This is a genomic window from Mesorhizobium sp. M7A.F.Ca.AU.002.02.1.1, from assembly GCF_003998535.1.
Lineage (GTDB): Bacteria > Pseudomonadota > Alphaproteobacteria > Rhizobiales > Rhizobiaceae > Mesorhizobium > Mesorhizobium ciceri.
Window position 1 is genome coordinate 1 of sequence record NZ_RZPB01000365.1, and the last position, 6,043, is coordinate 6,043.

At 57.2% G+C, this 6,043-nt stretch carries 4 protein-coding genes and 1 pseudogene; 2 read left to right on the plus strand and 3 right to left on the minus strand.

The window, feature by feature from the left end:
- Positions 1-568 precede the first annotated feature (568 nt).
- Together EN879_RS21095 and EN879_RS21100 are read right to left on the minus strand one after the other, a co-directional pair.
- A complete protein-coding gene (locus EN879_RS21095; protein WP_063170838.1) occupies positions 569-1,024 on the minus strand; it encodes a MucR family transcriptional regulator in 456 nt (151 codons plus the stop codon).
- A gap of 409 nt (positions 1,025-1,433) precedes the next feature.
- Positions 1,434-1,856: a metalloregulator ArsR/SmtB family transcription factor gene (locus EN879_RS21100; RefSeq protein ID WP_063170839.1), complete on the minus strand. Its 423-nt coding sequence runs from the start codon at positions 1,854-1,856 to the stop codon at positions 1,434-1,436.
- Positions 1,857-3,106: 1,250 nt separating this feature from the next.
- On the opposite strand from EN879_RS21100, the gene EN879_RS21105 reads away from it, so the two are divergent.
- Entirely contained in the window at positions 3,107-3,331 is a 225-nt protein-coding gene (locus EN879_RS21105) for a hypothetical protein (RefSeq protein ID WP_024505842.1), read from the plus strand.
- Positions 3,332-4,130: 799 nt separating this feature from the next.
- Entirely contained in the window at positions 4,131-4,781 is a 651-nt protein-coding gene (locus EN879_RS21110; RefSeq protein WP_244514482.1) for a response regulator transcription factor, read from the plus strand.
- 954 nt (positions 4,782-5,735) lie between these two features.
- On the opposite strand, the pseudogene EN879_RS21125 reads toward EN879_RS21110, so the two are convergent.
- Positions 5,736-6,043: pseudogene (locus EN879_RS21125) on the minus strand (phosphomannomutase/phosphoglucomutase); the annotation flags it as partial.

Genomic DNA, 6,043 nt, shown 5'->3' on the forward strand with positions numbered 1-6,043 from the left:
GTGCACCATAGGCGCAGCGGACCTCGAGCTGGCCGGTCACGGTGATGATTTGCAGGAGATGGCTCAGCCAGTCCACTTCAGACATTGGACCTCGAAACGGAGATAGTGAAACGTCTTATCGTAATTATGGATTGTTTGCACAAATCGAAAGTACCAAGAGAGACGGCAACACGCCCGCCGATCATGAATGCGTCTCCAGGTGAAGAACTTGTCTACATGCCGAGCGCGGAGGCACCACGCACTAGATTGCTGCGGCCGTAACGGAGCAACTGGTAAAAGGATGGAGCAGTTTCCTGTCTCTGAACAGCTGCGAGGCCGATCAGCCGCCGCAGCCTACCGCCATCCCCGCACCATATGAGATTGGACGCTGCGCCCTGGGGTCTCCCAATGAGTGTCCGGGGTCTCACCATTTATCGGTTGCAGCCATTCGTCAGAGCTGATGATGGCTCACGGTCGCTTTCAACAGAGGACGGTATTTGTTATCCAGGCCGATATTTGGAGCCGAGCGATATTGTGATGCTTGCCTTGTGATCCAGGTTGCCCCGCCGCCTTTGATAGACACCTGTTGTTAGGCCTTAGCTTTCCGATTCGCTGGTGTTTTCCTCAACGGCGTTTTTGCAGTTGGCTTGCGGCCGAGTCCGCTGGATTTCGCGAGGGCTGACCGCTGGGCCGCGTAGCTCGGTGCAACCATGGGATAGTCCTTGGCGAGCCCCCACCTGGCTCTGTACTCGTCGGGTGTCATTCCCAGCAACCCAAGGTGGCGCTTCATAGACTTGAACTTGCGTCCGTCCTCCAGGCTGATGATGTAATCGGGAAACACGGACTTTTTTGGATTGACTGCCGGAACAAGCGCGGGCGGCGTCGCTTCCACCGGCTGACCCAATCCCGACAAGGCAGAATTGACGCTGGCGATCAATTCGGGAAGACCGGCCGCCGGAATGGCGTTCTTCTGGACATATGCCGCCACTATGTCGGCGGTGAGCTGCAACAACTGGACCTGCGGTGCTTCAGCGTCATTCTGCATATTTCGAGTTTCCCATTTGATTGGCTTTGTCTCTATTGAGGAACTTTACAACGTGCAACGGCCCACAGATCATGGATGGGGCTCCACGCGAAGAAACCTGTCTATATTTTAAAGCGGTGGCACCGCACCTGACCTACCCGCTGGCAACTGACTGACCACAGGATTGATTCAATGCCGGCTTGAGGCAGTAGCAGGATACCGAGTGTTTATAGCGCAAGTCGGAGTACCGAGGTTCAATCGGGCGCGTCGATAGCGCGACCATAGTCGGCGGCATTCGCCAATCCACAGGGTATGCGTCAGCCGTTTCGCGATCCGGGGGCTGACGCCGCAGAGAAAACCCGCGGGTGGCAACAATCGCGCGGGTGATCTTCTCGATCCAACGGTGTCTAACCGAGATTCCTGGGGATAATCACTCGTCGCTCCGGGACTCGCTGGCGCTTTGACAAACTCGGTTTTCCAGACCGGGGGCCGAGTGCACAAGATCCTGGCATGTCACCGCCAAGGCACCGCCACCGGGCGGAACCGCTTGCCCAGACTGCTGGACAGCAACCACGACATTCCAATTGCAAAGCAGATCGCGTACCGCTCGATTTTCAGAGGAAAAATATACATTCCGGCCGTCCCGGCGGATTTTTACGAGCCCAACTTCCCGGAGCTTGGCTAGGTGGTGCCACGAGGCTGTCCGGCTAATATTAAGCCGTTCGCGAATTTTGCGATCCGGCAATTCATAGTCGAGCAGCAAGCTCAAAATGTGCAGCCGCCGCGCATTGCCCAGCACCTCCAGAAATTCGGCCGCTTGTGCGGCGTTAGCCCTTAGTCCGTCCGAGACCATGGATGCCTCTTCCCCAGCAACTTGCCGTCACGCCCGAAGACTGCGGAACAATCGATCTCTTCAATGAACACGGCCAGATCATCTGGCACGAGCCACTGGGCGTAGGACCGAAGCCGTCTCAACCCACAAGCCTTGGCATGCCTCTCGGCGCGCTCGGATTCAAGTCCAGCCATCGTTGAGCGCTGTTGTTGGATTGGCACGAAACCATTGAGGCGTCCTTCCGCCAGCTGACTGGCCCAGCAAGTCGTGACCTGTTCCACTCACCGCTCCTTTACGTGACCCGGCAGACAAAATACCACAGCCATGTCGATAGTGTCGGCTCCTCCATTATGATTAAGGTGGCGGGTTCTCCCCACCGCATTTCGGAGTTAGCCCTTTTGACGGTATGATTGCATTGCGTATCAACGGGATGCGCGGATGGGTTATTTCCCATTTCGACCGAGCCTCCGTTGTTGCGCCGACGCAGGCGGGCCGAAGCTTTCAACACATCGACTTGCCCGGTGCGATGTAGTGTCGTTCGATGACCAACACCGCCTCCCCTTCCCTCTGATGGCCTCCATCGATTACCAAAATCGTAAATCCGCGACCTACAGTGCCAGTCGCTTCGTCCGGTCTTCGTTGAGCCCCCAGCCGATTGGATATCGCTCTGCCCAAGCACTCTTGGTTCCCCTTGAAAGATCATAAATGAATCGTGTGGCAGGCCTGAGCATCGAGTAGCAACCATGGGCCTCGTGCTACGGGTGACCGGCGCCCCCGACCCGAAATCGTTGCTCGCCCCTCTTTTCTGAAGGATACGGGCCCCCTCTGTAGCCCAGCAACCACCCATCATTATGAGGATTGCTTGCGACAGGGGGCCGAGCGATGCCGTAACCGCTGAGATCTCCTTCCCGGTCGATGTCAACCACGATCAGCACCGAATGGCCAATGACGACGCCAGCTTCGCGTAATGCCTGGGCGGCATCGGGATGAGTAGGCAAAGCCTCCTGGCTTTTTTGTTTCGAGCAAGGCGTCACGAAGGCTGGTCAGCGGTTCTGGCAATCTTCACCATGCGACCTTGCCTCCTGCAAACGGCTAACTCGCAATCGAGCGAACGCTACTAAAGAACGCCTCGACCAAGGAAATTGGTATCTTACAATACCGGCGCAGGCTTGTTGGGCTTTCAGTTGTAATCCTGTGCCGATGATGAAATCATGCGCGCGCTTGACAACGGGCAGGTTAATTCAAGTTCCGCCACCAGGAGGAGAAGCGGTATGACCACTCAGGTTGTACATCGCGTATTCGGTCCCAAGCAGGTCAGGCAATTCAGGGAAGTCTACGAGCGCGCGCGCGTAGTGGAGGCAACTTACCCCGATTCGCACATTGCCAGCAAAGCCGCCAAAAGGCTGATCGAGGCATTCGAAGCCGAGATCCAGACTGACGGGACGGTTCTGGATTTTCAGCAGCTATGCGAAGCAAACCCCCTGGGGACCGCCTGAGACCCGGACGTTGTCTGGCGAAGGCTCACGATGAACCGCTTCATCTGCCGACGTCAGCCATGCCCTGCAGGCGGATCGTGCTTGCCGTTCAAAAATCAAATTTCGGAAGTGGGTCGCCATGCGGAGCGATAGGGGAGCCATGGGGCGTTGGGCGGCGGTGGCTCCCCTATCCTGTCTCCGCATTTGTTCGCAGACAGGCAGCGTAAGCTCGAGCAGACGCCGGCAATCCACTGTTCAGCGTGGTGTATACATCGTCAACGAAGCTTTTGGAGGTATGATGCAGCGTTGTCAGGAGGTGCGAGCAAACCCAACCACCGCCTATCGTATGAGACCCGCCGAATTAATCGCAAGAGCGCGTGCAACCAACACAGTGCGCGGTAACCGAGGATATCTATAGCCTGGTGCGGCACGGGCATGCGCCTTAGTTCGGGCCGCTCGCGCGGGTCAAACCAGTTTGGAGTCCCGTCTTCTCAACGTAAAAATTTACCGAAAAAATTAACTTATGTTAGAGAATGCTAATAAATAGCTCCTACACTCCCGAGGCTGCTTTAGATGTCAGCAGCCACGTTGCTTGAGGTTCGCAATCAGCCTTGAGCGTGGAAAAGGGGTCGGGTACCAAAACTTCCAATTCTAAGAAAGGGCACTTATCGGGCGCCACAGGTACCTTCGTTGGGGAAGGGTGAGTATCGGTATGGTTTCTACAGCAGGACTGCACAGTTACGGTTCGTCAAATCGATCAAGAGTTCCGTCCAGCGGCACAGAAAATCTCCACCAAGAAGCAGGTAAGCAATACCTTCTCATGCTGGACGGGAGGGCCTTGGACCGCGAGTGTCTCGCTTCGGCGCTTGAGGATCATGAATTGGGCATGGTGGTCGTCGCCATGGGTTCGATCGAGGAATGGCGCATAAGGAAGGGTTCGGCTTCTCCCCTTTCAACCATACTCTTCAACCTCGGCGGCCGGAAGGTCACCGATCACGGCATTGCAGAAGAAATCAGGCATATTTCGTCCGAGTTCAAGGCCGTTCCGGTGGTCATCCTGGCCGACACCGAAGATCTTGCACAGGTGCTGACGGCTCTCGAATGCGGCGCACGCGGTTACATTCCGACTTCGGTCGGGATCGATGTGTGTGTCGAGGCGATCAACTTGGCTGCAGCCGGAGGCATCTTCGTTCCGGCCAGTAGTGTCCTTTCCATGCGGCACCTGATAAAATCAGGCAACTGCGACGCCCGGCCCTTGACGGGCATGTTCACGCTCAGGCAGGCAGAGGTCGCCCAGGCACTGCGACGCGGCAAGGCGAACAAGATCATCGCCCACGAACTGAACCTTCGCGAAAGCACTGTGAAGGTTCACATCCGAAACATCATGAAGAAATTGAAGGCGACCAACCGCACGGAGGTCGCCTACAAGGTGAACGATCTCTTCGCGGAAGGACCTCTGAGCCAAGAGTGATCGCATCAACAAGACGGCCCGTCCTGGTTCAGTCCTGGCGGGTCGTGTTTTTTCGTCAACGGAACATTTGAATGAAGGTCGATGGATTTCGCGTTGCCGCACGACCGATGCCACGCGAGACTCCCTTCTGAATCGTGACTTTGCTCCGCGCAATGGAACAGCTTTTGAGAAGAGGCAGTCGGAGGGGTCCGGGGCAACGAAAACGCCGCCCCGTTCGAGCGGCATTCTCGCCTGATCAACCAACAGCAGCAGCGGTCTGTGCCTCGGCCGTTCGTGCCAAATGACGGCGCAGGTCGCGCATGTCGACCTGCTGACCGCAAATCGGGCAGGTATGGAAATTGTCGTCTCGTGGGCTGGCTGGCCACCGTGCAGCTTGCCGGGGATTGGTGGTCCAAGGTCGGATTCGCCATGGCTATCAAACATTCAATTCGTCTAAAATGGTCCGAAACCATTTTAGCGCACGCTATATTGAATCGCAGTCTTGCGAGGCAGTTCATGCGTTTGAAGTTCATCCCACCTATTGAGCCGGAGCTTGTCGACACCCGCCCGAGCGGGGCGACTGGATTCACGAGATCAAATTCGACGGGTATCGCACTCAGCTCATCATGGATGAAGATGGCATCCGCCTGTTGACGAGAAGAGCGCGCCACAACCAGGACAGGTCAAGCGACTGATCCTTGGGTCTCATCACCGACAGGGGAAGTTTGCACCTGTTGCAGCCGAGCGGCGCGTCTCCGATCATGATGCGTATCCCAGCGGCCACCAAGGTTCACTCGGACGCCGGGATGGGTCCTGCAATTACTGGGCGAAGCGCAGGTGACCCACAACGGTACTTTTGACGCCGCGAGCTCCAACAGCGCGCGCGTTGGGGTGTGAGAACCGCAAGATCCTCTCGTACCCACTTTGCGATCGATCAGGCAGACGTGCGGCTGTCAGCCGGCGGCCTAAGGATACTCAGAATGTCTGGTTGTAGGCGCCCACCTCGGGGCTGCGGCGCAGCACGGTGTCGACAGCCTCGAACATCTCCCGTCGACGCTGCGACGACACCGGGCTTTCGACGACCACGACCAGTTCCGGCTTGTTCGAAGAAGCGCGCACCAGTCCCCAGGTGCCGTCCTCGGCGACAACGCGCACGCCGTTGACGGTGATGAGGTCGGCGATCTTCTGGCCCGCAAAAACCGTTCCATCCCGCTTCATGGCCTGAAAGTCGGCAACCACCCGCTCGACAACGCCATACTTCACATCGTCCGCGCAGTGCGGCG

What these genes read in the sequence shown, in the direction of transcription:
- EN879_RS21095 (WP_063170838.1), bottom strand. Translation starts at nt 1,024, where the DNA reads ATGCAGAATGACGCTGAAGCACCGCAGGTCCAGTTGTTGCAGCTCACC.
- EN879_RS21100 (WP_063170839.1), bottom strand. Translation starts at nt 1,856, where the DNA reads ATGGTCTCGGACGGACTAAGGGCTAACGCCGCACAAGCGGCCGAATTT.
- EN879_RS21110 (WP_244514482.1), top strand. Translation starts at nt 4,131, where the DNA reads ATGCTGGACGGGAGGGCCTTGGACCGCGAGTGTCTCGCTTCGGCGCTT.
- EN879_RS21105 (WP_024505842.1), top strand. Translation starts at nt 3,107, where the DNA reads ATGACCACTCAGGTTGTACATCGCGTATTCGGTCCCAAGCAGGTCAGG.